General features: G+C 68.0%; 15 protein-coding genes. 9 read left to right on the forward strand and 6 right to left on the reverse strand.

All coding sequences use genetic code 11. The features are described 5' to 3' along the window. Positions 1-55 precede the first annotated feature (55 nt). From IED13_RS03525 to IED13_RS03535, 3 genes are all read left to right on the forward strand, one after another. Positions 56-715 (forward strand): glutathione S-transferase family protein, encoded by a 660-nt coding sequence (locus IED13_RS03525; protein WP_191123399.1) that lies wholly within the window; start codon positions 56-58, stop codon positions 713-715. Between the two features lie 112 nt (positions 716-827). After that, positions 828-1,706: a DMT family transporter gene (locus IED13_RS03530; protein ID WP_051988516.1), complete on the forward strand. Its 879-nt coding sequence runs from the start codon at positions 828-830 to the stop codon at positions 1,704-1,706. 113 nt (positions 1,707-1,819) lie between these two features. Further along, positions 1,820-3,508, forward strand: a complete 1,689-nt coding sequence (locus IED13_RS03535; protein WP_191123400.1) for an acyl-CoA dehydrogenase family protein — start codon at positions 1,820-1,822, stop codon at positions 3,506-3,508. Positions 3,509-3,515: 7 nt separating this feature from the next. Here IED13_RS03535 and IED13_RS03540 read toward each other — a convergent pair whose 3' ends face one another. After that, on the reverse strand, positions 3,516-4,082 hold the full coding sequence (locus tag IED13_RS03540; RefSeq protein WP_191123401.1) for a cytochrome b: 567 nt from the start codon (positions 4,080-4,082) through the stop codon (positions 3,516-3,518). Between the two features lie 190 nt (positions 4,083-4,272). Between IED13_RS03540 and IED13_RS03545 the strand changes: the two genes are divergently transcribed. Beyond that, positions 4,273-5,010 carry an SIMPL domain-containing protein gene (locus IED13_RS03545; protein ID WP_133565667.1) on the forward strand — a complete coding sequence of 246 codons (738 nt, stop codon included), beginning with the start codon at positions 4,273-4,275 and terminating at the stop codon, positions 5,008-5,010. Positions 5,011-5,232: 222 nt separating this feature from the next. On the opposite strand, the gene IED13_RS03550 is transcribed toward IED13_RS03545, so the two are convergent. The 3 genes from IED13_RS03550 to IED13_RS03560 all read right to left on the reverse strand — a co-directional run bounded on the left by IED13_RS03550 (position 5,233) and on the right by IED13_RS03560 (position 10,338). Next, entirely contained in the window at positions 5,233-6,273 is a 1,041-nt protein-coding gene (locus IED13_RS03550; protein ID WP_191123402.1) for an aspartate carbamoyltransferase, read from the reverse strand. A gap of 41 nt (positions 6,274-6,314) precedes the next feature. Continuing rightward, complete coding sequence (locus tag IED13_RS03555; protein ID WP_191123403.1) at positions 6,315-8,225, reverse strand: putative bifunctional diguanylate cyclase/phosphodiesterase; 1,911 nt, start codon at positions 8,223-8,225, stop codon at positions 6,315-6,317. A gap of 151 nt (positions 8,226-8,376) precedes the next feature. After that, entirely contained in the window at positions 8,377-10,338 is a 1,962-nt protein-coding gene (locus IED13_RS03560; protein ID WP_191123404.1) for a bifunctional 2',3'-cyclic-nucleotide 2'-phosphodiesterase/3'-nucleotidase, read from the reverse strand. Between the two features lie 198 nt (positions 10,339-10,536). Here IED13_RS03560 and IED13_RS03565 point away from each other — a divergent pair, with 198 nt between their 5' ends. Then, a complete protein-coding gene (locus IED13_RS03565) occupies positions 10,537-11,970 on the forward strand; it encodes an aldehyde dehydrogenase family protein (protein WP_191123405.1) in 1,434 nt (477 codons plus the stop codon). 146 nt (positions 11,971-12,116) lie between these two features. Here the strand turns inward: IED13_RS03565 and IED13_RS03570 are convergent, their stop codons facing one another. Next, positions 12,117-13,241: a zinc-dependent alcohol dehydrogenase family protein gene (locus IED13_RS03570; RefSeq protein WP_191123406.1), complete on the reverse strand. Its 1,125-nt coding sequence runs from the start codon at positions 13,239-13,241 to the stop codon at positions 12,117-12,119. 102 nt (positions 13,242-13,343) lie between these two features. Beyond that, complete coding sequence (locus IED13_RS03575; protein ID WP_162738029.1) at positions 13,344-13,856, reverse strand: DUF4142 domain-containing protein; 513 nt, start codon at positions 13,854-13,856, stop codon at positions 13,344-13,346. A 142-nt stretch (positions 13,857-13,998) separates the two neighbouring features. On the opposite strand from IED13_RS03575, the gene IED13_RS03580 reads away from it, so the two are divergent. The 4 genes from IED13_RS03580 (at position 13,999) to IED13_RS03595 (ending at position 23,072) form a co-directional block, all read left to right on the forward strand. Further along, on the forward strand, positions 13,999-14,754 hold the full coding sequence (locus tag IED13_RS03580) for a hypothetical protein (protein WP_038368358.1): 756 nt from the start codon (positions 13,999-14,001) through the stop codon (positions 14,752-14,754). A gap of 108 nt (positions 14,755-14,862) precedes the next feature. After that, positions 14,863-16,875 carry an autotransporter assembly complex protein TamA gene (locus IED13_RS03585; RefSeq protein ID WP_191123407.1) on the forward strand — a complete coding sequence of 671 codons (2,013 nt, stop codon included), beginning with the start codon at positions 14,863-14,865 and terminating at the stop codon, positions 16,873-16,875. Positions 16,876-16,997: 122 nt separating this feature from the next. Continuing rightward, a complete protein-coding gene (locus IED13_RS03590) occupies positions 16,998-21,296 on the forward strand; it encodes a translocation/assembly module TamB domain-containing protein (RefSeq protein ID WP_191123408.1) in 4,299 nt (1,432 codons plus the stop codon). Positions 21,297-21,686: 390 nt separating this feature from the next. Further along, the gene (locus IED13_RS03595) at positions 21,687-23,072 is read left to right on the forward strand and encodes a porin (protein WP_191123409.1); all 1,386 of its coding nucleotides are present in this window, start codon (positions 21,687-21,689) and stop codon (positions 23,070-23,072) included. Positions 23,073-23,441 lie beyond the last annotated feature (369 nt).

Here is a 23,441-nt window from a genome sequence, read left to right on the forward strand (position 1 = left end):
CGAGATCGGTTTCTTTACAGACTGATTGCGAAAAGCAATCGGTCTGGAGGATGCCATGACGTTGACCCTCTATGCTCACCCTTTTTCGTCCTACAGCCAGAAGGTGCTGATCGCGCTCTATGAGAACGGGACGCCCTTCACCTATCGGGTGCTTGGCCCGGACGATCCGGAAGCCGGGGCGGAATGGGTCGGTTTGTGGCCGCTGAAGCGCTTCCCGGTTCTCCTCGATGGTGGCGAGACGGTCGTCGAGTCCAGCGTCATCATCGAGCATCTCGGCCTGCATCATCCGGGGCCTGTCCGGCTCTTGCCCGATGACGCCAGGGCCGCGCTCGCGGCGCGGATGATGGACCGCTTCTTCGACAATTACGTCATGACGCCGATGCAGGCGATCGTCTTTGACCATCTGCGCCCGGCTGACGATCGCGATCCCTACAGTGTCGCCAGGGCGCGCGAAGCGCTCGACACGGCCTATCGCTGGCTCGACGGCGCCATGGCCGGGCGAGAATGGGCGGCGGGCGACGCCTTCGGCCTGGCCGATTGCGCCGCGGCCCCGTCGCTCTTCTATGCCGACTGGGTGCACGAGATCGACACGGCCTTTCCCCATGCCCGCGCTTACCGGGCACGGCTCCTCGCGCGTCCGTCCTTCGCCCGCGCCGTCGAGGAGGCGCGGCCCTACCGCCCGCTTTTCCCGCCCGGAGCGCCCGATCGCGACTGAGATCGACCGGGAGAGGCCCTCGGCTGAGACATGGCAAGGCCGCGCCGCGGCTCTGTCGCAGCCGGCGGATCGGGAGTAGAGACGGCAGCCCTTACCGGGTTCCCGAGGTCCGATGCCGTCTCTTCTCCTGCGCGGAATGCCGCTGCTCTTCACCTTCCTATGGTCGACGGGGTGGATCGTGGCGGGCTATTCGGCGCGCTATGCCGACGCCCTGACCTTCCTCGCGCTCCGCTTCGGCACGGCGGCGGTCCTCGTCGCGCTGCTCGCGCTCGCGGCCGGGGCGCCCTGGCCGCGCAGCCGCCGCGCCGTCCTCGACATCGCGCTCACCGGCATCCTGCTGCATGGCATCTATCTCGCCGGTGTCTGGTGGGCGGTGCGCCATGGCCTGCCGGCCGGCATTTCCGGGCTGATCGCCGGCTTGCAGCCGATCCTGACGGCGCTTTTCGCCCCCGTCCTCGTGGGGGAGCGCATCTCGGGGTGGCGCTGGCTCGGCATCGCCTGCGGCTTCGCCGGCATCGCCCTCGTGCTCGAACCCCAGCTCGCAAGGGTCGAGCCCGCCGCGCTCTGGGGAGTGTTGCTGCCGGTGGTCGTGAACGTGATCGGCATGTTCGCCGTCACCTTCGGCTCCTTCTACCAGAAGGCGCGTGTCGTCTCGGGCGACCTCAGGACGATGACGGCGATCCAGTACACCGCGGCTTTCCTGATCACGATTCCCTTCGCCTGGGCGCTGGAGCCGATGCACATCGAATGGAACCTGACCATGGCGCTGGTCATGCTCTGGTCGGTGGTCGTGCTCTCGCTCGGCAGCATCGGGCTCTACCTGTTCATGCTCCGGCGCGGCGAGGTCTCCCGCATCGCGACCTTCCTCTACCTCGTGCCGGCGCTGGTCGCGGTCGAGGCCTGGCTGCTCTTCGGCGAGACCCTCTCGATGCTGCAGATCGCCGGCATGGCGGTGACCATTCTCGGCGTCGTCCTCGCCAGCCGGAAATAGGCCGCGGCTTTCGCCGCTGCACCGGCCGGACAGGTGCCCTCGCCGAAAGGCTGATTTTGGTTTCCCCGGACTTGCCCTTATGCTGCGCCGCAACAAAAGGGAGGTCGATCACCATGAGCGCCAACGCCGCGTTGCAATCCGAAAGCCGCGTGAGCGCGGTCGATCTCGTCGGCGCCGCCCTGCCGGGCTTCGAAACGCTTCTGGAGGCCGCGACCGCAGCCGTGCGCCGCAAGGTCGATGCCGATGGCCGGATCTCCTCGGCTAGGCTCGAGGCGGAACAGCACGCCGCCCACGGTCTTTCCTGGCTCGCCACCTATGTCGCGGCGCTGCGTGAGCTGAAGGCCTATGGCGAGCGCCTGCTGGAGGAGGGGCGCTACGGCGCGGTCGAGGACTGCGCCATCCGCATCGGCGCGGGCGAATACGCCGCCCAGATTTTCGGCGGCATCCCGATGAGCCAGGGCGAGATCGTCCGTTTGCCGGCGCTGGGCCTGTCGCAGGACGCCGTGGCCGCTGCCTGTTCGGAGGCGGCCGAGATGCTGATCGCCGAGGGCAACACGCCGGAGAACCGGGCCCGCTTCGTCGCCCTGTTCAGCCAGAGCGACGGCACGGCCAGCGTCGGAGATCCCGGTCTCGACGAGACGCTGGAGGCGATCCGCTCCGAGATGCGCCGCTTCTGCGCGGCGGAAGTCACGCCGCATGCCCATGAATGGCACCTGGCCAACGAATACATCCCGATGCCCGTGGTCGAGAAGATGGCCGAGCTCGGCGTCTTCGGCCTGACCATCCCCGAGGAGTTCGGCGGCCTGGGCCTGTCCAAGGTCTCGATGTGCGTGGTCTCGGAGGAGCTGTCGCGCGGTTATATCGGCGTCGGCTCGCTCGGCACCCGTTCCGAGATCGCCGCCGAGCTCATCTTGTGCGGGGGCACCGACGCCCAGAAGGCGCATTGGCTGCCGAAGATCGCCTCGGGCGAGATCCTGCCCACCGCCGTCTTCACCGAGCCCAACACCGGCTCCGACCTCGCCAGCCTGCGCACCCGGGCGGTGAAGGATGGCGAGGGAGACAAGGCGGTCTGGAAGGTCTACGGCAACAAGACTTGGATCACCCATCCGGTCCGTGCCGACATCATGACGCTGCTGGTGAGGACCGATCCCGACGCGCCGGGCTATCGCGGCCTCTCCATGCTGATCGCCGAGAAGCCGCGCGGCAGCGACGCCGATCCCTTCCCGGTGGAGGGCCTGACCGGCGGCGAGATCGAGGTGCTCGGCTATCGCGGCATGAAGGAATACGAGCTCGCCTTCGACGGCTTCGCGGTGAAGGGCGAGAACCTGCTCGGCGGCGTCGAGGGGCAGGGCTTCAAGCAGCTCATGCAGACCTTCGAGGCCGCGCGCATCCAGACGGCGGCCCGGGCCATCGGCGTCGCGCAAGCGGCCTTCGATCTGGGACTGCGCTATGCGCAGGACAGAATCCAGTTCGGCAAGAAGCTGATCGCCTTCCCGCGCGTCGCCGACAAGCTCGCGATGATGGCGGCCGAGATCCTGATCGCCCGCCAGCTCACCTATTTCGCCGCCCGCGAGAAGGATGCCGGGCGCCGCTGCGACCTCGAGGCCGGCATGGCGAAGCTGCTCGGCGCCCGCGTCGCCTGGGCTGCGGCCGACAATGCGCTGCAGATCCATGGCGGCAACGGCTTCGCGCTGGAATATCCGGTGAGCCGCGTGCTCTGCGACGCTCGCATCCTCAACATCTTCGAGGGCGCCGCCGAGATCCAGGCGCAGGTGATCGCCCGGCGGTTGGTGGAGGAATAGCGCGGCCTCAGAGAGGCCGCTGGGACGCATCCGGCAGCATCCGCCGCAAGGTATCGTCCTTGCGGACCAGATGGTGCCAGAGCGCCGCCAGCGCATGCAGGCAGGCGAGGCCGATCAGCCCATAGGCCGCCCATTCATGCCATTCCCGGATCGGGCGCGTGACGGCACGCGCTTCCGGCGCCTGGAAGGGCGGCAGGGCGAACAGGCCGAAGTCGATGCCTTGTCCGCGCCGGATCGCATAGACCAGCCCGATCACCGGCACGAGCAGCATCAGGACATAGAGAAAGACGTGGCCGGCTCGCGCCGCCAGGGCCAGCGCGGCCGAGCTTTCCAGCGGAGCCGGTGCGCGATGGCTCAGCCGCCATCCGAAGCGGATGAGCAGCAGGAGCAGGATCGCGATGCCGATCACCTTGTGGGTTTCGACCACCGCGTGCTCCCAGCTTTTCGGAAAGACATCGACGGTCAGCCCCAGGGCGAAGGCCGCCAGGATCAGCACGGCCATGCCCCAGTGCAGCCTGCGGGACACCACGTCGTAGAAGGAGGTGGCTGCAGGCCGGGAGGAGGGGTTGGCCATGACGGAGCTCCATAGATTATAGTAATTCTAATCTATGGGCTGTGCCTTTCCCGCGAAAGTTAAATCTCGTCCATGATCGATATCCCGCGTGCACGGCCAGGATGCCGCGCGGAATCGTGATAATTTCGACATGATCGACCGATTTGGATGCGATATGGCCGATCCCGGCCGATGATCAGCAGGAGTTTCGATGTCCAGCCTCTTCGCCCCCGCGCTTGCCGGAGCTGCTCTCTTCGCCGCCGCCATGCTGCCTGTCGCGCCTGCGCTGGCCCAGGACGCCGCAGGCGGCCGCCAGCCGCCGCGCATCAGCGTCGTCGGCGAGGGCGAGGCTTCCGTCGTGCCGGACATGGCGGTGGTGACGCTGAGCGTGCTGCGTGAGGCCGCTACGGCGCGCGAGGCGCTCAACGCCAACAGCACGGCGATGAAGGAGGTGCTCGACGCCCTCAAGGCCGCCGGCATTGCGGAGCGCGATATCCAGACCTCGCGGCTCGACATCCAGCCGCGCTACGCGCAGCCCGCGCGCGACAAGCCGCAGGAGCCGAAGATCGTCGGCTATGCCGTCAGCAACGAGGTCACCGTCCGCATCCGCAAGCTGGCTGAGGCCGGCGCGATCATCGACAAGGTCGTCGGCCTCGGCGTCAACCAGGGCGGCGGTATCACCTTCGTCAAGGAAGACCTCAAGGCGACGCTGACCGAAGCGCGCAAGCGTGCCGTCGCGGATGCGATGGACAAGGCCCGCACCTTGGCCGAGGCGGCAGGCGTGAAGCTCGGTCCGATCCTCTCCATCGAGGAGAATGCCGCGCCGCCGCGGCCGATCGCCTATGCGGCCCCGATGCGCAAGGCCGCCGCTGACATGGCCGTGCCGCTGGCGAGTGGCGAGAACAGCTACCAGACGCAGGTCAGCGTGGTCTTCGAGATCGCGCGCTGACGGCCAGAGCATCGGCCCGAAAAGTGGCACGCGGTTTTCGGGAAAAGCCGATGTAAAAACAAAGAGCTACAGCATCGGACCGAATACAATGTTCGGGCCGATGCTGTAGAGCATTTTCGAGCGAAGTGGAAACCGGTTCGCGTGAAGAAAATGCGATAAAACAAAGAGCTAGAGCATTTTCGTGATTCGCGGAAACGCGGAAATGCTCTAGCAGGCGCCCGGTCAGGGCGCCGCGGGCGATCCGCTCGCGGCCGCCGCCTGGCCGGTCCAGGGGATGCCGAGCAGCATCCGCTCCAGGATCGCCATCCGCATCGGCACCGAAAGCTGGACCTGCCGGAAATAGCCGGCATTGGGCAGGCTGTCGCAGGAGGTGTCGAGCTCCGAGAAGCGCGGCAGCGGGTTGAGGATCAGCGTGTCGGAGCGCGCCTCCAGGATCTTCTGCGCCGTGATGGTGAAGGGCTCGGTCTCCTTCTCCTTGTCGACGGCCTCGTTGCCGAGCGAGGCATGGGCGAATTTGCTCATGTCCTGCATCTGGATGCTGAGGATGTCGTGGCCGAGCGTCTGGCGCACGTCGTGCACGATGCCGATCTCGGTGCCGAGCCCGGCGAGAACCGTCATCGCCTCGCGCATCGCCGGGTTGATCGGCACATCCGGCAGGCAGCACAGGGTGAAGCGCTTCGGCGGCGTCAGGCGCAGCATCTTGACGAAGGAGATCGCGAAGCGGGCGCGCGTGTCGCTGGAGAGCGCGATCGTGAGCTTCTCGATCTCGCCGCGCATCTGGCGGATGGCGAAGAGGTCGATCAGCGCCTGGCTCGGATGCTCGTCCGCGCCATTGCCAGCATTGATCACCGGCAGGTAGCTCAACCGCGAGACGCGGTAGGGCATGTCCTCCAGATGCGAGCGCACGACCAAGAGGTCGCTGTAGAGCTCGACGGTGTGGACGTGGTCCTCGATCGATTCGCCGGTGCTGGTTCCCAGGCGGCTGCGGTCGGTGTCGTAGGCGTCGATCGACTGGTGGCCGAGCCGGGCCGCCGCCGACTGGAAGCCGAGTCGCGTGCGCGTGCTGCGCTGGTCGAACAGTGTCGCGATGACCTTGGGCCGTCGGCGATAGACCGGCGGCTGCTCCGGCAGGATGCCGGCCTTCTCCTGCTCTTCCTCCCGCAGATGCCGCTCGGCACGCTCGAAGATGTCGTCGAGGTCGAAGCGCGAGATCGCGTCGGCGCTCAGCAGGTCCTTCCCGCTCGGATAGTTCGGGCGCTGCATTGAAGGCCTCCGGCTCGCGCGGATGCGTGCGGGGGGCGCGACTACGCGACTTCGCTGAAGCGGTCGCCCTTGCGGGGGCCGCCTCCGGGTCGTGCCGACTTCGTACGCCCCGTCGCCACCCGGTTGCCGATCATGGGCAGCAATTTCTCCGCTGTCATCGGGCGCGCGAAAACAAAGCCCTGGATCCCGTGGGTCGCATGCTTCTGGATGATCGCGAGCTGCTCCTGCGTCTCCACGCCTTCGACGATCAGGCGCAGCTTGAGGTCGTGCGCGAGCTGGGTGATGGCGTTCATCAGATACTCGGCCTTGCGCGACGAGCCTAGCTCCTGCGTGAAGGCCTGGTCGATCTTGATCGTGTCGATCGGCAGATGGGCGAGGTAGCTGAGCGAGGAATAGCCGGTGCCGAAATCGTCGAGCGCGATTCGCACGCCGAGCGCGCGCAGAGCGACGAGCCGCGCGGTGACATGCTCGGCATCCGCGATCAGCGAGCTCTCCGTGATCTCGATCGTCAGCCGGTGCGGCTCGAGCCCATGGAGGCGCAGCAGCGCCGCGACGAGCCCGACCAGATCATGCCCGCGGTCGAACTGCCGGGCCGAAACGTTGACGCTGACGCCGACGCTGCGCGGCCAGGTCAGCGCGGTGCGGATCGCCTGGTCGAGCACCCAGGCGCCGAGCACGGTGATGAGGCCGGTGCGCTCCGCCAGCGGGATGAAGATCTCGGGGCTGACCACGCCGCGGCGCGGATGGTTCCAGCGCAGCAGCGTCTCGGCCATCGTCGCCGTGCCCGAGCGGGGATTGTAGATCGGCTGGAATTCGAGCGAGAACTCGCCGCGCCGGATGCCTTCGCGCAGCTCCGCCTCGATCGCCCGGCCGTCCTCATGCTCGTCCTGGATCGCCTCGGTGTAGACCGCGAAGCGATTCCGCCCTTCGAGCTTGGCGCGATAGAGCGCGATGTCGACGCATTTCAGTGCCTCGTCGATCGAGGACGCGCAGCCGGCCGGCGCGATGCCGATGCTGGCGGTCGCCGTGACGTGCCGCCCGGCCAGGACGCGCTGGCTGCCGAGCAGCATCACCAGGCGACGGGCGAAGGTCGCGGCTTCGGGCGCGTCGCGCGAGGTCGCGACCATGAATTCGTCGCCGCCGGTGCGCGCGGCGATGTCGCCCCGCCGGAGCTCCGCGCTCAGCATGTCGCCGAAGGACTGCAGCAGCGCGTCGCCGACATCGTGGCCGAAGCTGTCATTGATGCCCTTGAAGCGGTCGATATCGATCGAGATCAGCGTCACCGGCTGCCCGGCGGTGGCGATGGCCCGGATTTCCCGCATGAAGCCGCGGCGATTGTAGAGGCTGGTGATCGTGTCGTTGACGGCAAGGGTCTCCAGCTCGCGCATCGTGCGCAGCCGGGCGACGAACATCCGGTGGATGACCTGGGCGCTGGAGAAGGTCAGCACCGTCGTCAGCGCGACGGTGAGCCCGATCACGACATAGGCGGCATCGCCGGTCGAGGCGAGCGCGAGCAGGAAGGGGACCGCCGCGATCAGGATCTGGACGCGGGTGATGAGCGGGCGCGAGCTGTTGCGGCCGGAGACGCCGGCGAGATAGCCGATCGTCTGGGCGATCGCGAGCACGGCCACGGGTTGGTAGGTGTATTTCAGCACCGCATAGGAGCCGAAGCTGGAGACCAGCGCTGCCGTCGACCAGGCGCCGAACATCGCGAGCCTTTCGAGGCGGTCGATCTCGGCGTCGCTGGCCTTGGGAAGATCGACCCGCATGAAGCGGCGATGCGCGATCTGGCGGAACGCGCCGATGGCGAGCATCGCGGCCGTCATCAGCCCGAACACGGCGTCGCCGCCGGTCAGAACGGCGGCGGCGGCCATGACGGCTGCCACCATGATGGCGCCCGTCGTGATCGTGCCCGGCGTCCCGTAGAGCGCGGCGACCAGTTCCGACTTCATCGCGCGCTCGTTTTCGCGAGCTTCCGCCATCATGTCCGCCCTAAGCCTGTTTTGCGATGACGCAAGGCAAGGGCATCTTCGGGAGAGAGATCTTAATGAACGGTGTGCCGCACGGCCGATTTCTTAGAGGTCTTCGGAATTTCGCGGCCGATTACGACAGCAATCGATACTTGGCGAAACCTTCGCCGCCATCGCCGGCCGGCTGCGCCTTGAGCGTCGCCGGCAGCTTCCCGATCGCGGCGGGGGAGGTGACGAAGGTCACGTTGACATGCGGCGGCAGCGGCGCCAGCGCCCAGTTTCCATCGGCCTTGGGTTCGATCGTCTTCTTCTCGACGAGATAGCGGACGATGACGTCGCGGTTGAGGTCCGGCGCCTCCAGCACCACCGTGGTCTTCGTTCCCGGAAAATTGCCACCGCCCGAGGCGCGGTAATTGTTGGTGACGACGAGGAACTGCGCCTTCTCGTCGATCGGCTTGCCGTTGAAGGCGAGATCGACGATGCGGTGCGCCTCGGGCGCCACGAGCTTGCCGTCACCGTCATAGCGCGAGGCCTGCGTGACATCGATCCGGTAGGTCACGCCGTCGATGACGTCGAAATTGAAGGAGGGGAAGCCCTGATTGATCAGCGGCTGCTCCTCCGTCTTTGCCGGGTCGATCCGGTTGAAGATGCCGGCCGAGCGCTCCAGCCACTCCCTGACCTCGGCGCCCGTGACTTTCACGATCTGCACCGTGTTCGGATAGAGATAGATGTCGGCCACGTTCTTCAGCGCCAGCGGCCCGGCGGGGATGTCGGTGAAGAAGCCGGGCCCCGAGCGGCCGCCGACCTTGAACGGCGCCGCGGCGGAGAGGATCGGCAGGTCCTTCCACTGCGTCTGCGCCATCAGCGGCTTGGCATAGGCGATCTGCGCCTCGGAGACGATCTGGATCGAGGGATCGTCGGCGACCAGCGCGAAGAAGGAGTTGATCGGCGAGGCGGTCGAGCCCACCGGCTCGCGCATATAGATCAGCGTCGCCTCGTGGTCGGCCTTCACCGCGGCGAGGATGGCGGGCTCCGCGCTGGCCTTCGGCACGATCTTGCGCTCGGGCGTGCGCTCGTAGATCGGCTTCGGCTCGACCTTGAAATCGGCGATGCGCCAGCGCTCGCCCTTCTTCTCCAGATCGAGGTCGATGATGCCGAGATGCGAGCCCCAGAAGCCGGGCTGGCAGGCGGGCTTGCCGTTGAGCGCACCCTTGACATTGTCGACGCCGGGAATGCCGTCGAAGGCCTTGCCGCCGGGGAAGACGAGATGCTGGTGGCCGGTGAGGATCACGTCGATGCCCTCGATCCTGGAGAGGTGCAGCGCCGCGTTCTCCTCCATGCCGCGCCGCTCGCCGCCGGCGATGCCGGAATGGCAGAGCGCGATGACGAGGTCGGGCGCGGCGTCGAGCAGGTCCGGCATGTGCTTCTGGGCGGCCTCGACGATGTCGAAGGCGACGAGCTTGCCGTCGAGATTGCCCTTGTCCCACTGCATGATCTGCGGCGGCACGAAGCCGATCACGCCGATCTGCAGGACATGGCGATGGCCGGCCTCGTCCTCGAAGCTCTGCTCGAACAGCCGCCAGGCATCGACCAGCGAGCCGCCGCCGGCGCGCTCGACATTGGCGCAGACGATCGGGAACTCGGCCTTGGCGAGGCCATGGTCGAGGAATTCGAGCCCGTAATTGAACTCGTGGTTGCCGAGCGTGCCGCAGAGATAGGGCAGGGCGTTCATCGCCGCGACGATCGGATGCGTTTCGCCGGCCTTGAGCCCCTTCTTGTAGGCGACATAGTCGCCGAGCGAGGAGCCTTGCAGGAAGTCGCCATTGTCGAAGAGCAGGCTGTTCTTCACATCGGCCTGCGCCGCCTTGATCAGGTTCGCCGTCTTGGCGAGGCCGACCGTGTCGTCCGGCCCGTCGCGGAAATAGTCGTAAGGCACGACATTGACGTGCAGATCCGTCGTTTCCAGCACCCTGAGCTTGAGGCGTGCGGGGCTCGGCGCCTGCGCCTTCAGCGCCGAAGGCATGGCGGCGGCAGCGGCCAGGGCGGCGCCGCCCTTCAGCGTTTCGCGACGATTGAAACGACGATCCCGTGACATGCCCGACTCCTCCGTGCGCAGCGCCTAACGAAGCTAGCATTGCGGCAGGCGCGTGACACCTGGGTGGAGACGCCGGCCCTGCGCCGGCTGCGAGGGCCCCCGACGCAAGAGCATCTTGTGAATTCACGCCCGAGGCGCCAGCTTGCGCCGCGAATCCGCCCGGACCGAATGAACCGCCCGGAGTGATCGGGAGCCACCATGAATCGACATTTCATCAATGGCCGCTATGTCGCTGGCCAGACAGGCGAAACCCTCGCCAAGCTCGACCCCGCCACCGGCGAGGAATTCGCCCGCATCGCCTGCGGCAACGCCGCCGATATCGACGCGGCCGTGACGGCAGCGCGGGCCGCCTTCGACGGCGCCTGGGGCAGGCTGACCGCGGCCGAGCGTGGTCGCCTGATTTCGAAGCTCGCCTTCAAGGTGCAGGATCATTTCGACGAGCTGGCGAAGCTGGAAGCCCGCGACACCGGCAAGCCGATGAGCCAGGCCCGCGCCGATATCGACGCCACCATCCGCTATTTCGAATTCTATGGCGGCGCGGCCGACAAGGTGCATGGCCACGTCATCCCCTTCCTCAACGGGTACAGCGTCAGCGTCATCCACGAGCCGCATGGCGTCACCGGCCATATCCTGCCCTGGAACTATCCGGCGCAGATGATCGGCCGCTCGCTCACCGCCTCGCTCGCCATGGGCAATGCGGTGGTGCTGAAGCCGGCCGAGGACGCCTGCGCCACCGCTTTCCGTCTTGCGGAACTGGCGAGCGAGGTCGGCTTCCCCGATGGCGCGATCAACATCGTCGCCGGCCGCGGCCATGAGGCGGGCGCTGCCCTCTCCGCCCATCCCGGCATCAACTTCATGTCCTTCACCGGCTCGCCCGAGGTCGGCAAGATGGTGCAGCACGCCTGCGCCGAGCATCTGATTCCCTGCACGCTGGAGCTCGGCGGCAAGTCGCCCCAGATCGTCTTCGAGGATGCCGATCTCGACGCGCTCGTGCCGCTCGCCTGCAAGGCCATCGTGCAGAACACCGGGCAGACCTGCTCGGCCGGCAGCCGCCTGCTCGTCCAGAAGTCGATCTATGACGACGTCATCTCCGCCGTTGCCAAGGAGTTCTCCAAGCTCAGGGCCGGCACGCCGGAGATGGACCTCGATTGCGGCCCGGTCATCAACGCGAAGCAGCGCGGCCGCGTCCAGAGCTTCATCGACCAGACGCGCGAGGCCGGCGTCCCGGTGATCGCCCAGGGCCAGATCGCGCAGGGTGTGCCGAATGGCGGCTTCTATGTCACGCCGACGCTGTTCGGCCCGGTGCCGCGCGGCAACCGGCTGGAGCAGGAGGAGGTCTTCGGGCCGGTCTTGGCCGCCTTCCCCTTCGAGGACGAGGAGGACGCGATCAAGGCCGCCAACGGCACCGATTACGGCCTCGTCGCCGCGGTCTGGACGAAGGATGGCGGGCGCCAGCAGCGCGTCTCCAAGCGCGTCCGCGCCGGCCAGGTCTTCATCAATGGCTATGGCGCCGGCGGCGGCATCGAACTGCCCTTCGGCGGCACCGGCAAGAGCGGCCATGGCCGCGAGAAGGGTTTTATCGCGCTGGAAGAGTTCGCGGTGACCAAGACCATCGTGCACAAGCACGGGTGAGGTCAGGAGGTTCTCCACCTCCCCCGGTCATCCCGGACAAGCGGCGCAGCCGCGCCGATCCGGGATCCATGCCTGAACCGTTCCGGCATGGATCCCGGGTCTCTCTTCGATCGCCCGGGATGACGGTGTGAATGCGAGGGCCGGAACTACATCCTGACGATATGCCGGATCGTCCGGCCTTCGTTCAGCGCGTCGAACCCCTCGTTGATCTCGTCGAGGCTGCCGGAGCTGGTCCAGAGCTTGTCCACGGCCAGCCGCCCGCGTTGGTAAAGCTCGATGAAGCGCGGGATGTCGCGCGAGGGCACGCAGGAGCCGACATAGGAGCCCTTCAGCGTGCGCTCCTCCGCAACCAGCCTCACCGGAGAGAGCGCCAGCGTATGGGCGGGGTTGGCGAGGCCGGCGGTCGTGGTCGTGCCGCCGCGCCGGGTGATCTGGTAGGCGAGGTCGAGCGCCTTCACCGAGCCGGCCATCTCCAGCCCATGATCGACGCCGCCTTTCGTCGCCTGCCTGATCGCCTCGATCACATCCGGCGTATCGGCCCTGAAGGCATCGGTCGCACCCAGCGCCAGCGCCAGATCGAGCTTGTCCTGCGCCAGATCGACGGCGACGACCCGCGAGGCGCCGCAGGCGATCGCCCCGAGCAGGGCCGAGAGGCCGACGCCGCCGAGCCCGACCACCGCAACCGTCTCGCCGGCCTTGATCCGCGCCGTGTTCACCGCCGCGCCGACGCCCGTCAGCACGGCGCAGCCGAAGAGCGCCGCGATCTCATGGCGAATATCCGCTTCGATTTTCACCAGCGAGCGGCGTGAGATCACCGCGTGCTCGGCAAAGGCGGAAACGCCGATATGGTGATGCACCGACTGGCCATGAGCCGAGAGTCGGCGCCCGCCGCCGAGCATCTCGCCGCGCCCATTGGCGGCGTTGCCGGGCTCGCAGAGGGCGGGGCGCCCCTCCGCGCAGGGCGCGCAATGCCCGCAGGATGGCACGAACACCATCACCACCCGGTCGCCGGGCTTCAGGTCATCGACGCCTTCTCCGGCCTCGACGACTTCTCCCGCCGCCTCATGGCCGAGCACCATCGGCACGGGGCGGGGCCGGTTGCCGTCGATGACGGAGAGGTCGGAATGGCAGAGCCCCGCCGCCCGAACCCTCACCAGCACCTCGTCGCGTCCGGGTGGGGCGAGGTCGAGCTCCTCGATCCTGAGCGGGCGGCTTTGGGCGTAGGGCGCCGCAACCGGGCTCTCGTTCAGGACGGCGGCGCGAATCTTCATGGGCCTGCGGCTCCGCTTTGGTGGATCGGGCGCTATCCCGACAGGCGCGAGCGCCGCTGTCAAAGCCGCCGAAGGTCGGGTAGCCGGAGGCGATGCCATCGCTCAGGGCGACAGCGGCAGTTCCTGCGCCTTCTGCTCGAGCGCCTTGAAGCGGGGGAAGGCGTCGGCCGCGAAAGCCTTGAGCTCGGGATCCTCGCCGTCGCGGGCATAGGCTTCGAGCAGCAGCGCGAGCGTGTGATGGGTGCCGCGCTGCGCCTCGACATAGGCCTTGTCGAAATCGCCGCCCTGCAAGGCGCCGAGGTCGCGCAGCAGGTCGAGATGGCGCGTGTCGGGGCGGTCGGGCAAGGCGATGTCGGAGCGGCGCGCGATGATCCGTCTCAGGCTGCTCGCGATCGTCGCATGGTCGTCGGCGAGGCGGTGGGCGTAGTCCTTGATCGCCGACGAGCTGCTCTGCTTCAGCGCCAGCGTCGCCGACTCGATGCAGAACATGTTGGCGACGGCCACCTGATTGACGAGGTCTTGCGGGGACGGTTTGGCCAGCGCGACCGGAGCGACGGCTAGCGTTGCGAGCGCAGGCGCAAGGCCCGCGAGAAAGGCGCGGCGTGTACGGGTCATGGCAGGGCAACGACGCAGCGCGCGCGAGGTTCCGCCTGCATGGGCGGGTTGCCGGGGCGCGCTTGTTCCTCTCGTCGGGCTGCGATAGCAGAACTGCGCGTCGCTGCCGTGATGGGCGCGCGCGAAAGGGAAGGGGATCCCCATGCCGACCACTGCCGAAACCATCCGCGATGCGCTTCTGACCGCCCGCCGCGAGCGCTCGCTGATCGAGACCGCGAGCCTGCCCGTGCCGGCCTCGCTGGCGGAGGGCCTCGCCATCGCGCGTGCGGTCAGCCGCGGCGCGGGTTTCGAGGATCTCGGCTGGAAGGTCGCCATCGCCCCGGACGGCACGCCGATCGGCGGGCTGATGCCGGGCCCCTGGCTCGCCCCCGGAGAGGTCTATGAGGGCGCGATCGGCGCCGAGCTGCGCGTTGAGATCGAGCTGGGCCTGCGCCTCTCGCGCGACGTGCCCTTGCGTCCCGGCCAGCCCTGGTCGCGGGCGGAGCTGCTGGCCTGCTGCGACAAGGCCTTCCTCGGCATCGAGATCGTCGAGAGCCGCCTCGCCAACTGGTCGGGCAACGTCGCCATGCCGCTCTGGCTCACCGATGCGATGGGCCATGGCGGTTACTTCGTCGGGCCGGACCTCGACATGAAGGTGCTCGACGACCTGACCGGGCTCGGCTGCTTCATCTCGCTCAATGGCGTGACGATCTACGACCAGCCGGCGGTCCATGGAAACGGCGATCCGATGACGCCGTTCCTGGCCTGGGCCAACCGGAAGGAGGAGGGGCTCGGGCCCCTGCGCGCCGGCCAGCTCGTCACCACCGGCAGCCTCTGCGGCGGCGTGCTCTCGCCGGGCAAGGGCGAGGTCGTCACCAAGCTCAGCCCGCTCGCGAGCGTAGCGTTTACGCTTCGTTAGAGGAAACCGTCGAGTCCTTCAGCATTGCGCATGGCCATCCCGTCTCTATGATGGCCATGCTCATCGAATAGTTTTTGATGTTGCGGCCGGGGGTTGCTTGGAGGACGGATGCGGTTCTGGCGAAGGGCGAGCCAGACGGTGGCATTGGGCGGCGGTTATGCGTTTGCGGCGCTCGTCGGCTTGCAGGCTGATCCTGCCAAAGCTTTCGATCTCTCCTCGCTGGATGTCTTCGGCCTCTTCACCAGGAAGGACGAGCCGCCGGCTCCCAGTGCCGCGACGCTGCCCTACAAGCTCGACTTCGATCTCGGCGAGGCCGACGACGCCAAGGCGCTGACGCGCACCCTGCAGGACGCCTCCTTGCTCTATCGCCTGCGGCAGGACGCGCCGCCCGATGGCGAGACCTTGTCGCGCCGCATGGCCGCCGATCTCAATCCGCTCGTCGATGCGCTCTGGTCGCAGGGCTATTTCAACGCCGACGTCTCGCTCGTCGTCGATGGCGTGCCGCTGGCGGTCGGGGCCGAGCCGGGCGCGCCGCTCATCCGTGCGCTGGAAGCCCACCGCAACCGCGACGCCGTGCCGATCACCGTCAGGGTTCGTCCCGGCAAGGTCTTCAGCTTCCGCAAGATCGACATCGTCGAACGAGACAGGGGCGGCTCGGCCGCGATTGCCGATCCTCTCAAGGTCTCCAAGCTGAAGGCGGGCGAGCCGGCGACGGCTGCCTCCCTGCGTGCCGCGCAGGCCGGGCTCATCGACCATATGCGCGCGCAGTCGCATCCGCTCGCCAAGGTGGTGGAGCTGCGACCGGTGGTCGACCATGCCGCCGGCATCATGGACGTGACCTATGTGCTCGATCCCGGCCCGCTCGCCGGTTTCGGCGATATCACCGTGGGCCAGACCGACGAGATCCCGCCCGAGGTCGTGCGCTCCTTCATCTATCTCGAGCCGGGCGATCCCTATTCGCCCAAGGCGCTGGCCGACACGCGCAAATCGATCGCCAAGATTCCGGCCGTCGCCTCGGTGCGCATCCGGGAGGCGGACAAGCTCGACGGGGCGGGGAATCTTCCGATCTTCGTCGAGGTGACGGAGCGTCCCAAGCGGCTTCTCGGCTTCTCCGCCCGTTATTCGACGATCGATGGCCCGGCGGTGAAGGTCTATTGGGAGCATCGCAACCTGTTCGGCGGGGCCGAGCGTCTGCGGCTGGAATCCAGCGTCTTCTTCGCCCCGCGCATCGACGGCACCAAGATCCAGAGATTCGGCGATTTTGAGCGCTCGGACCTCGGCGGCCGCTTCGCCTTCAGCTTCATGAAGCCGGCTCTGGACGGCAGCCGCTACGACTGGCTGCTCGACGGTGTCGCCACCCGCGAGCGCGTCGGTACCAACCGGTATGGCGGCTACACCGCCCGCTACGCCAACGCCACCACGGCGATCCGCTATCGCTTCAGCGACACCTTCTCGGTGCAGGCCGGGCTGGAAGTGGAACGGGGCCAGACCAGCGATGTGCTGGGCCAGGTCGACTACACGCTGGTCGGCCTGCCGCTTTCGGTGAACTACGATTCGACCGACAGCCTGCTCGACCCGACGCGCGGCATCCGCGCCACGGCGTCCTTCACGCCCTATCCGACCTTCCTCGGCTCGACGGTCGGCATCTATCAGGCCAAGGCCGCTGTCTCCGGCTATTACGCGCTCGACGAGGATGCGCGCTATGTCCTGGCCGGTCGCGTCGGCTTCGGCTCGATTTCGGGCGCGAGCCTCGACGAGATCCCGGCGACGCGGCGCTTCTATGCCGGCGGCGGTGGTTCGGTGCGCGGCTACGCCTATCGTTCGCTTTCGCCGCTCGGGCCGTTCGGACAGCTCACCGGTGGGCGCAGCCTGCTCGAATTGTCGGCGGAAGCCCGCATCAAGATCACCGAGACCATCGGAATCGTGCCGTTCTTCGATGCCGGCACCGCCTTCGAATCGAGCCTGCCCGACGGCAAGCAGAAGCTGCAGATGGCCGCCGGCCTCGGCTTTCGCTACTATACCTCGATCGGGCCGATCCGCGTCGATGTCGCGGCGCCCCTCAATCCGCGCAAGGGCGACAAGCCCGTCGCGCTCTATGTCAGCATCGGGCAGGCCTTCTGATGCGCCGCCTCCTGAGCTTTCCGCGGTTGAAACATTTTCAAGCGAAGTGGGCACCGTTTCGCGTGAAGAAAATGCGCGCCAGCAGAAACCCGGAGACATTCCGTGCTGCGAAGAAGCGTGGAATGTCTCTGGCGCTCTTCGCCCTGCTGCTGACGGTCGGCCTTCTCGCCTCGGCTCATTTCGGCGGCTTTGCCCAGAACGCCCAGACCGATCGCGGCGTCGTTGCCGACCTGATCTCGAAGGCGCTCTCCAGCGACACCAGCCAGGTCTCGATCGGCGAGGTCAACGGCGCGCTGTCCTCCGATGTCGAGATCCGCGACATCGCGCTCTCGGATCGCGACGGCGTCTGGCTCAGGCTCGACCGCGTCCGCCTGATCTGGACCCGCAGCGCGCTGCTGCTGCGCCGGCTCGATGTCGACCGGCTGGAGATCGGCAAGCTCGAGATCCTGCGCCGGCCGGCGCCGCCGCCCGCCGGGACGGTCCCCGCGAATGACGGGCCGATCCTGCCGGAATTGCCGCTCAAGGTGATCCTGCGCGCCTTCCAGCTCAACGAACTCGTGCTCGGCGAGCCGGTCATCGGTGCGGCGGCACGGCTTGGCGCGACCGGTGCCGCGCGGCTTGGCCCCCCCAATGAGGGCCTCGACCTCAAATTCGAGGCGCGGCGGCTCGATATGGGCGGGAACTTCAATGTCGACCTGTCCTTCGTGCCGGAAAGCACGCGGCTGAGGCTGGCAGCCAAGCTCGACGAGCCGGCCGGCGGCCTGATCTCGAAGGCGGCCGGGCTGCCGGGGGAGCCGCCGGTCAAGCTCGACCTGAACGGCGACGGACCGCTCGATTCCTTCCGCTCGAACCTGACCTTCACGGCCGGCCCGACCATTGGCGCGGACGGCTCGGCGACGCTCAACCGCGCCGGTGCGGAGCGGCAGCTTGCGCTCGCGCTCGATGCCCGCATCGAGGGGCTGATGCCGGCGCCGGTGGCGCCGGTCTTCGCGGGCTCGACCCGGCTCGACGGAGCGGTCGGCTTCGCCGATGGCGGCGGCGTCGACATCCGCAATCTCGCGCTCGTCTCCGCGCTGGCGCGGCTCGACGTGCTCGGCCGCTACAACGCCGACAGGACGCTCGACCTGCGCGTCACCGCCGCCGCACGCCCCAATGCGGAGGGCCGCACCGTGGCCTCCGGCGCCGAGATCGGCAAGCTCGCCTTCGACGCGACGATCCGCGGCCCCGTCGCCGGCCCGATCGTTGCCGCCAGGCTGGACGCCGAGGACGCGAAGCTGCCGGCGGGCCGCTTCGGCAAGGTGGGGCTGACCTTCAACGCCACGCCGAGCGGCACGATCGGCGAGCCCGGTAGCCGCATCGCGCTGACCAGCGACGGCGAGGCGAGCGGCATCGCCCTGACGGATCAGGCTCTGGCCAAGGCCGTCGGCGACAAGGTGACCTTCACCTTGCGCGGCACCGGCAATGACGACGCCACCGCCGATTTCGAGACGCTGCGCCTGGCGCTCTCCGGCGTCGAGCTGGATTACAAGGGCAAGCTCGGTCAGGCCCGCGTTCTCGGCCAGCTCAAGGCGGTACTGCCCGATCTCGCCCGGCTGAGCGGCCTCGCCCGGCGCCCGCTCGGAGGCAGGGCCGAGATCGCCGCCGAGCTCGACGCCACGCCCAAGCTCAGCAGCTATGCCGCAACGCTAAGCGGCAAGGCCGAGCGCCTCGCCACCGGCGAGGCCGTTGTCGACCGGCTGCTTGCCGGCAGCCTCACGCTCGCCGGCAAGGTCAACGCGCTTGCCGGCGACTACGCCGTCTCCGGGCTCAAGGTGGCGGGCCAGCACGCGAGTTTCACCGCCGATGGCGCGCTCGGCCAGAACGCCTCGGACCTCAAGCTTGCGCTCGCCCTGCCGGACCTCAAGCGCGCCGATCAGCGCCTGTCCGGGCGCGGCGACGTCAATGCGCAGATCACCGGCCCGCTCAGGAAGCTCGATGCCACCGCCCGCATCGCCGTCGCCAATGCGACCGCGCTGGCAAGGCCGATCCCGCGGCTCGCCATCGACGCCGTGGGCAAGGATTTGCAGGGCGCGCTCGATTCCCGCATCACCCTCTCCGGTGAGATCGATGCCAAGCCGGCAACCGGTAGCATCGCGCTGAACCGCCAGCCGGACGATGGCTGGAACCTCTCCCAGCTCGACCTCGCCATCGGCTCGGTGCGTCTCAGCGGTGCCGTGACGCTCGATCCGGCCAGCCGCGCCGCCGGCCGCCTGACGCTCGCCGCCCGCAATCTCGACGACCTCTCGGCGCTGGCGCTGACCAAGCTCGGCGGCCAGCTCGACGCCGACATCACGCTTGCGACCCCGGAAGGCCGCCAGAACATCGACCTGACCGCGCGCGGCACCAAGCTCGCCGGGCCTTCCGTCTCGATCGACAAGCTCGATGCGACCCTCGGAGCGAAGGACCTCTATGGGCGTCCGATGCTCGATGCCGCGATCGCCATCGACCGCGCCGTCGCGGCCGGCGAGACGATCAGTGCGATCCGCTTCGATTCGAAGGGCGCGCCCGAGGCCAGCGCCTTCACGCTCAGTGCCAATGCGCGCGGCTTCGCCCTGAAGGGTGCCGGCCGATTGGTGCCGGGCGAGCCGCTGAAGCTTGAGGTCGCCTCCTTCGACGCCCGCCGCGACGGCCGCGCCATCACGCTCGCCAATCCCGCAACCTTCAGCTTTCCGGCCTCGGGCGTCGAGATCGCCGGGCTCGCGCTCGCGATCGATGGCGGCCGCGTCACGCTCGACGGCAAGGCGGGCGAGACGCTCGACCTGCGTTTCGTCGCGCGCGACGTGCCTCTCTCGGCTGCGCGCATCGTGGCGCCGAGCCTCAACCTCTCGGGCACGCTCAACGCGCAGGCACAGGTTCAGGGCAGGCCGGATGCGTTGTCCGGCCCCTGGAACCTGCGGATCGCCCGTTTGGTGACGCCGGAGACGCAGCAGGCCGGCCTGCCGCCGGTCGAGATCGCGGGGCAGGGCGCCTTCAAGGGCAACGCCACCAGCGTCGAGGCGACCCTCAATGCCGGCCGTGGCGCGAGCCTCACTTTGCGCGGCACCGCCCCGCTCAATGCGGCCGGCGCCCTGTCTCTGGCTGCGCAGGGGCGTCTTGACGCCGCACTCGCCAACCCCATGCTCGCGGTCAACGGTCAGCGCCTGACCGGCGCGGTCGCCATCGACATGCGCGCCGAGGGCACGCCCACGGCGCCGCGCCTCAGCGGCAGCGCCACGCTCTCCAATGGCAGCTTCACCGATGCGCTGCAGGGCGTGCGCCTCACCGATATGCGGGCGCGCGTCGCGGCCAATGGCGACAACCTGACGATCGACAGCGCCTCAGCGAGCACGCCCAATGGCGGCACGATTTCGGCGAGCGGGCAGGTCAAGGTCGATCCCGCCGCCGGCTTCCCGGGCACGATCCGCATCCAGGGCAATCGCGCCCAGCTCGTCTCTAGCGGTCTCGTCACCGCTGTCGCCGGGCTCAATCTCGAGATCTCCGGCCCGCTGGCGCAGCGTCCGCGCATCGGCGGACGGATCGACGTCGTCTCGCTGGATGTCGCGGTGCCCGATCGCCTGCCGGCTTCGCTCAGGCCGGTCGACGGCATCAAGCACGTCAATGCCAAGGGCACCGCTGCCGCTCGTCTTGCCGCCGCGCGCAAGGCGCAGAAGGCACGTGGCAGCCGTGGCCGCGCCGCGCCGGCCTTCGATGCGGCGCTGGCCGTCACCGTCTCGGCTCCGAGCCGCGTCTTCATCCGGGGGCGCGGCATCGACGCCGAACTCGGCGGCGAGATTCGCGTCGGCGGCACGCTGGCGGCTCCCGCGCTCGACGGCGGCTTCGATCTGCGCCGCGGCCGGCTCAACGTGCTGACCCAGCGTCTCGACTTCAGCCGCGGGCGGCTGACCTTCGCCGGCGGCCTGATTCCCGATCTCGATTTCGTCGCCGAGACGCGTGCCGCCGACGTGACCGCCAAGATCATCGTCAGCGGCCCGGCCGATCAACCGGCCTTCGCCTTCACCTCCGAGCCGCAACTGCCGCAGGACGAGGTGCTGTCGCGGCTGCTCTTCGCGCGGGCGTCCGGCTCGCTCTCGCCCTTCCAGGCGGTTCAGCTCGCGCAGGCGGCGGCGCAGTTCGCCGGTGGCGGCGGAGACGACACCTTCGAACGGCTGCGCAAATCGCTGGGCGTCGACAATCTCGACATCCAGATGGGCGAGGGCGGCCCGACCGTGGGCGCCTCGCGCTACATCAGCGATAATGTCTCGGTCGGGGTGAAGGTCGGCGCCAAGCCGGAGGACAGCGGCGTCTCGGTCGGCATCGACGTCACCAAGCGCCTGAAGCTGCAGGCCGAGACGGGCGCGGATGGCAGCGCCGCGGTCGGCGTCGGCGCCGAGTGGGAATACTGACTCGCGGGATTCGGCTGCCATACGGGGATTCGCCCCCGAGATTCGCCGTCAAAGCCATGTTGCAGCGCCAAAACACCGGCCTCGCGGGCTGGTCTGGTTAACGCTTTGTGAATTTCGGCGGTCAAAGCGTGGCTCGCCTGCAACACCAGTTTCCAAAGCACCCCCCAGGCGACCTCTGGGGTCCGATCATGGTTGATCGGCAAGTCCGCTTTCGTATGGTGGAAATGCGTCGGGACGTTCCCGGTCGCTGTTTTTCGTCTTCGCCTCTGAATTGGGTCAGGGACGTGGGCGAAAGACCGGGAAGAGGCAGGTTCTGCGATCAGACGCCAAGTCTGGGGCGGGGGGCAAGCCGAAGCCCGAGGGTCTCGAAACTCTTTTGGAGGTTACCAAATGAAGCTCGTCAAGAGCCTCCTCCTCGGTTCCGCCGCCGGCATCGCCGCGGTCGCCGGGGCTCAGGCCGCTGACCTTCCCTCGCGGAAGGCCGCTCCGGTCGAATACGTTCGCGTCTGCACCGCCTACGGTGCCGGCTTCTTCTACATCCCGGGCACCGACTCCTGCCTGCGCATCTCGGGCCGCGTTCGCGCCGAGTACGCTATCGGCACCCGCTACAGCGACTATCAGGATGCCTACGGCACCCGCGCTCGTGGCCGTCTGAACATCGACGTCCGCACCGCGACCGCCTACGGCACGCTGCGCACCTTCATCCGCTACGAGCTGACGAACAACACCGGCATCTACGGCGCCGGCGGCGTCACCCCGTTCAACGTCGGCGCGACCGTCCCGGGCTTCGTCCGCGGCGCTTCGTCGACCTCCACCGGCTCGCTGCTCGACCTGGCCTTCGTCCAGTTCGGCCCGATCACCGCTGGTCGCGCTCAGTCGTTCTTCGACTTCTACGCTTCGGACCTGAACTTCGCTTCGGTTCGTACGGCTGACTCGCGCGTCAACCTGCTGGCCTACACCGCCACCTTCGGTTCGGGCTTCTCGGCCACGATCTCGGCGGAAGACCGCACCTCGGGCACCGTCGGCCGCGAGCTGCCGGGCGTCTCCTTCAACCCGCTCGTCGGCGGCGGCGCTGGTGCGGCCTTCGTTCAGGGCCAGGACTATCCGGATCTGATCGCGTCGCTGCGCGTCGATCAGGGCTGGGGTTCGGCTCAGCTGTCCGGCGCTGTCGGCCAGCGTAAGTACGCCACGGCTGTGGCTCTCAACGCTGTCAACGGCGACGAGATGATCTGGGCCGTCCAGGGCGGCGTGAAGATCAACCTGCCGATGCTCGCCGCTGGCGACGCCTTCTGGCTGCAGGCTGCTTATGCTGACGGCGCTCTCGGCTACCTCGGCTGGTCCGCTGGCAGCCTCGGCCTCGGCCGCATCGGTGGTCTGACGCTGGCTGATGCCGCGATCAACCCGATCACCGGCAATGTCGAGAACTCGAAGGGCTGGTCGGTTGTTGCGGCGTTCCGCCACTTCTGGACCCCCACCCTGCGCACCGAGATCACCGGTTCGTACTCTGAGCTGAAGCTCAAGTACCTCGACGCCGCTGCGGTTGCTTTCAACGGCGTCACCGCTCGCTCGGCTGACCCGAAGGAGTTCCTGCTCGCTGCCAACCTGATCTGGTCGCCGGTCTCCGGCCTGGATATCGGCGTCGAAGTGCTCTACTCGCACCTCGATGTTCGTTCGCCGGTCGGCCTCGTGAACAACGGCAACGCTCGCAGCGCGCTCCTCGGCATCAAGTCGGAAGACTCGGTTGCTGGCCGCCTGCGCATCCAGCGCGACTTCTGATCGCCTCTCGCGATCCTAGTCGGAAGCCCCGGGGAAACCCGGGGCTTTTTTGTTGTCTATCTGTCCGCCGATAGTCGTCGCTGGCGGCTCCGGCCGATCCGGACTGATTGAGCCGAGCGGCCCGACGCATGGTGCTGGCGGGTGACAACGGCGCTGCGCCAGCTTGATTCGATAACTTGGGAATTGGCTCCAACCCCTTGATTGCAATGCCATCGAGGCGATGGGCTGGAGCCTTGGCCCGAAACGTGGCATCCCCTTGTCGGAACGATCCTGTGTTGGGATAAAGGAACGGATCGCGACGTTGCGTCCGCGCGGATGCGTGGCTGCGATCTGGCTGGCTTCGCTGCGGGGGCGGCGGGGAATGAGGGG

Source organism: Allobosea spartocytisi (assembly GCF_014764685.1).
Taxonomy (GTDB): domain Bacteria; phylum Pseudomonadota; class Alphaproteobacteria; order Rhizobiales; family Beijerinckiaceae; genus Allobosea; species Allobosea spartocytisi.

Bases quoted from the DNA above. Each gene is read 5' to 3' on its own strand.
- IED13_RS03525 (WP_191123399.1), top strand. From the start codon at position 56: ATGACGTTGACCCTCTATGCTCACCCTTTTTCGTCCTACAGCCAGAAG.
- IED13_RS03530 (WP_051988516.1), top strand. From the start codon at position 828: ATGCCGTCTCTTCTCCTGCGCGGAATGCCGCTGCTCTTCACCTTCCTA.
- IED13_RS03535 (WP_191123400.1), top strand. From the start codon at position 1,820: ATGAGCGCCAACGCCGCGTTGCAATCCGAAAGCCGCGTGAGCGCGGTC.
- IED13_RS03540 (WP_191123401.1), bottom strand. From the start codon at position 4,082: ATGGCCAACCCCTCCTCCCGGCCTGCAGCCACCTCCTTCTACGACGTG.
- IED13_RS03545 (WP_133565667.1), top strand. From the start codon at position 4,273: ATGTCCAGCCTCTTCGCCCCCGCGCTTGCCGGAGCTGCTCTCTTCGCC.
- IED13_RS03550 (WP_191123402.1), bottom strand. From the start codon at position 6,273: ATGCAGCGCCCGAACTATCCGAGCGGGAAGGACCTGCTGAGCGCCGAC.
- IED13_RS03555 (WP_191123403.1), bottom strand. From the start codon at position 8,225: ATGAAGTCGGAACTGGTCGCCGCGCTCTACGGGACGCCGGGCACGATC.
- IED13_RS03560 (WP_191123404.1), bottom strand. From the start codon at position 10,338: ATGTCACGGGATCGTCGTTTCAATCGTCGCGAAACGCTGAAGGGCGGC.
- IED13_RS03565 (WP_191123405.1), top strand. From the start codon at position 10,537: ATGAATCGACATTTCATCAATGGCCGCTATGTCGCTGGCCAGACAGGC.
- IED13_RS03570 (WP_191123406.1), bottom strand. From the start codon at position 13,241: ATGAAGATTCGCGCCGCCGTCCTGAACGAGAGCCCGGTTGCGGCGCCC.
- IED13_RS03575 (WP_162738029.1), bottom strand. From the start codon at position 13,856: ATGACCCGTACACGCCGCGCCTTTCTCGCGGGCCTTGCGCCTGCGCTC.
- IED13_RS03580 (WP_038368358.1), top strand. From the start codon at position 13,999: ATGCCGACCACTGCCGAAACCATCCGCGATGCGCTTCTGACCGCCCGC.
- IED13_RS03585 (WP_191123407.1), top strand. From the start codon at position 14,863: ATGCGGTTCTGGCGAAGGGCGAGCCAGACGGTGGCATTGGGCGGCGGT.
- IED13_RS03590 (WP_191123408.1), top strand. From the start codon at position 16,998: ATGTCTCTGGCGCTCTTCGCCCTGCTGCTGACGGTCGGCCTTCTCGCC.
- IED13_RS03595 (WP_191123409.1), top strand. From the start codon at position 21,687: ATGAAGCTCGTCAAGAGCCTCCTCCTCGGTTCCGCCGCCGGCATCGCC.